The organism is Zavarzinia sp. (assembly GCF_049306435.1).
Classification (GTDB): domain Bacteria; phylum Pseudomonadota; class Alphaproteobacteria; order Zavarziniales; family Zavarziniaceae; genus Zavarzinia.
The window spans coordinates 1-3,196 of sequence record NZ_JBAQRT010000355.1; the positions used below are offsets into that span (position 1 = coordinate 1).

Below are 3,196 nucleotides of genomic sequence, written 5' to 3' on the forward strand. Positions count from 1 at the left end.
GCGACAGGGCGCCGGCCAGGGCTTGCGCCAGGCTTTCTTCCGACATCATGCCAAGGCGCGTCAGCACCGCGTCGAGCGGCTCGCGCGTCTCGGCCTGGACGAGGCGGGCGCGGGTCAGGGTCTCGGGCGCCAGCAGGCCGCGATCGAGCAGCAGTCCGCCGAGATCGGGGGCCGCCTCGTCCCGGTCGATGGCACCATGACTGTCGATCAATTCGGACACACTGAGCCCCTGGCGTAGCCGACGCCTGCGAACCGCCGTCGCCCGCGGCCGAACCGGGGGACGGGGCTGGTTTAAGCAATCCGCCGTAGGGTCACAAACATTTTCCCCGCTTTCAAATAAATTTCACAATGCCCGGTCTGGATTCGCCGCACCCCCATACCGTCATGAAATCGAAACAAACCAATCCCGATCATTGAATATAAATGTCATCAAATATTCAGGAACTGAAATATTGCATTCACGCAGACATCAAGAGAGTTTTCGAAAAAAGACTACATATCAATTCAGGCCAATTTGCTGTTTGTTGCCGCAGGAAAACCGGGATTTGGATTGATTGTGCGCCGCCGAAAACTAAATTCGGCCCGCGTTCGAAGCGAACGGCAAATCTCCGTGGGGGGCACACGACATTTGCGCGCCATCGCCAGACGGGTTTCTGGGGATTTGCCGATCGCTCCGGTCGCCGACTGAAGAGATGAACAATCGATGCCATCTCAACCCATGAGGCCCAACATGAAGTCCCTCAAGCTCAAGTTTTTCGGCGGCGCCTTCCTCCTGGCGACCACCAGCCTCGCCGGCGCTGCTTCCGCCACCGACATCCACGGCGGCGGCGCCACCCTGCCGGCGCCGGTGATCACCCAGGCCTACGGCTGCTACAGCGGCGCCGCCACGGGCGTGGAATATCTGATCCGCAATTCGTCGAACAACCTGATCGACACGGCCGAAAAGGCCTGCCCGGCGAACATCGCCAGCCCGGTCGTCGCGTCCAACGCCTTCCATTACGCCGCGACCGGCTCGGGCCTCGGCATTGCCGGCTTCTTCAGCCATGATCCGAGCCGCTTCGGCACCTATCCGGGCACGCCCTTCCCGTCGGTCGAATTCGGCCTGTCGGACAATGCCCTGAAGCAGTCGGATGTCGACGCCTACAACAACGGCGGCACCGTCCAGGGCGTCACCGTCGTCGCCCCCGGCGCCACCCCGACCGGCAGCCAGTATGCCAATCCGTTCGAGAAGTACGGCAGCCTGATCCAGGTCCCGAACATCATCGCCGCGGTCGGCATCGCCTACAAGGTGCCGAAGGGCGTGACCATCAACACCGCCAGCGGCAAGCTGGAACTGACCAAGGCCGATCTCTGCAAGGTCTTCGACGGTTCCTATTCCTACTGGGACCAGATCCCCAACGTGACCGGCCACGTCCGCCTGCTGCGCGTCGGCCGCTCCGACAGCTCGGGCACGACCTCGCTGTTCACCCGCCACATGGCGGCGATCTGCGCCGGTCAGACCCGCAACAAGTTCAAGACCGCTTCGGGCACCTCCACCCTGCCCAGCACCAGCGGCTGGCGCCTCGGCGCCGGCAACAGCGGTGTCGTCACCCTGCTCGAAGGCACCAACGGCACCATCGGCTACCTCGGCTCCGAATATCTGGTCACCAGCACGCTGAACGCCGCCTCGATCCAGGAAGGCACCTCGGCCACCTTCCTGCAGCCGACCGCCGCCAACGCGACCAAGGCCTTCAACTCGATCGGCTTCGCGACGCCGTCGGGTGACGCTCAGAAGAACCCGCTGAACTGGGTCCCGACCGACATCAACAGCTCGGTCGAGAACCCCACCGCGGGCTATCCGATCATCGGCACCAGCAACACCCTGCTGTACAGCTGCTACACGACGACCGCCAAGGTGAACGCCCTGGTCTCGCCGACCACCAGCTCGCTCGGCTTCCTGCGCTGGTACTACACCAACAGCGTCGTGAACTCGAGCACCGGCCTGCACGCCACCAACGGCGTCGCGCCGCTGCCGTCGGCCATGCGCACTTCGGTCTACAACTTCCTGCGCGCGACCATCAAGGTCAAGGGCGCGACCGGTTGCGTCGGCAAGGGCGCCTGATCGCCCCCTGCCTTCACGCCTGACAGGGAACGGCCCCGGAAACACCGGGGCCGTTCTTCTTTTCAGGAGGCAGTGTCCTTGCCCCTTCGCCGCCCCAGCGACGGCGGCTGGCCGAAGCGCCGGACATAGGCGCGCCAGAAGGGGGCATAGGACCCGAAGCCGACCTCGGCCGCGACCTCGCGCAGATCAAGCGCGCAGGCATCCGACGACAACAGCCGGTGCGCCGCCTCCACCCGCAGGTTCTGCAGACAGCGCGAGGGCGTCATGCCGCGAAAGCGCAGGAAGGCCCGGTTCAGCGACCGGGGGCTGGCCCCCACCCGCTCCGCCAGCTCGACCATGGTCAGGGGCTCCCGCATGTGACGGGCAAGGTAATCCTCGGCCCGCTTCACATGGCGCGGCACCGATGGCGATAGCGGTGACGACGGAATTTCAGCTGAAACCCGGTCGATGCCCAGCGCCGCCAGCAGCAGCATGGCGAGGCCCGGCAACAGGCGCGGGGCCCCCTCGTCCAGCGACAACTGCAGGATACCTTCCGCCCGGAAGGCTTCCCGCCCCGATGTCAGCGCCATCCGGGACAGGTTGGCCATGGCCTCGGCCGAAACGAGACAGAGGATCGCGAGGCAACCCGCGCCGAGGCTGATGCGGCAGGTTTTCCGGGGCACGAGGATGAAGACGTGCTCCGGCCCGGCATTGATCGTTCCGACACGCGCCGTCCCCTCGACGGGCAGCAGCAGCACATAATGCGGGGGTTGGCATTCGACGACGACCGCCTCGGCCATCCGGACGACGAAACCGGCGAGGCCATCCAGCCCGAAGGGATGAACGCTCCCGCCCCCCGTCCCGGCGCCGTCCCCGGTACCGCCCGCGCCCTTCCGGCCCTCGAGAAGAGCCTGCAGCCCCGGCTCCGCTTCCGACCGATCAGCGAAGGCCAGCGCCGATCCCATGATGAACGGGGATCCCGCCCCCGTCAGAGACATTGGCCGTCCGGCCCGACACCCTTGGGACAGGCCTCGCCGCCGCCATAACCCAGCACCTCGACCGTGATGATCGACGGCTGGTCCGAAACCGCGTTGCCGCCGCCGCCCGGCCCCGCCG

At 65.9% G+C, this 3,196-nt stretch carries 3 protein-coding genes; 1 reads left to right on the forward strand and 2 read right to left on the reverse strand.

What is annotated here, in order from left to right:
- On the reverse strand, positions 1 to 220 hold a 220-nt coding region (locus WAZ62_RS20555; RefSeq protein WP_422645404.1), incomplete at its 3' end, for a hypothetical protein.
- A gap of 510 nt (positions 221 to 730) precedes the next feature.
- On the opposite strand from WAZ62_RS20555, the gene WAZ62_RS20560 reads away from it, so the two are divergent.
- A complete protein-coding gene (locus WAZ62_RS20560) occupies positions 731 to 2,101 on the forward strand; it encodes a substrate-binding domain-containing protein (protein WP_422645405.1) in 1,371 nt (456 codons plus the stop codon).
- Between the two features lie 62 nt (positions 2,102 to 2,163).
- On the opposite strand, the gene WAZ62_RS20565 is transcribed toward WAZ62_RS20560, so the two are convergent.
- Positions 2,164 to 3,045: a helix-turn-helix domain-containing protein gene (locus WAZ62_RS20565; RefSeq protein ID WP_422645406.1), complete on the reverse strand. Its 882-nt coding sequence runs from the start codon at positions 3,043 to 3,045 to the stop codon at positions 2,164 to 2,166.
- Between the last annotated feature and the right edge of the window lie 151 nt (positions 3,046 to 3,196).

Bases quoted from the DNA above. Each gene is read 5' to 3' on its own strand.
- WAZ62_RS20560 (WP_422645405.1), top strand. From the start codon at position 731: ATGAAGTCCCTCAAGCTCAAGTTTTTCGGCGGCGCCTTCCTCCTGGCG.
- WAZ62_RS20565 (WP_422645406.1), bottom strand. From the start codon at position 3,045: ATGGGATCGGCGCTGGCCTTCGCTGATCGGTCGGAAGCGGAGCCGGGG.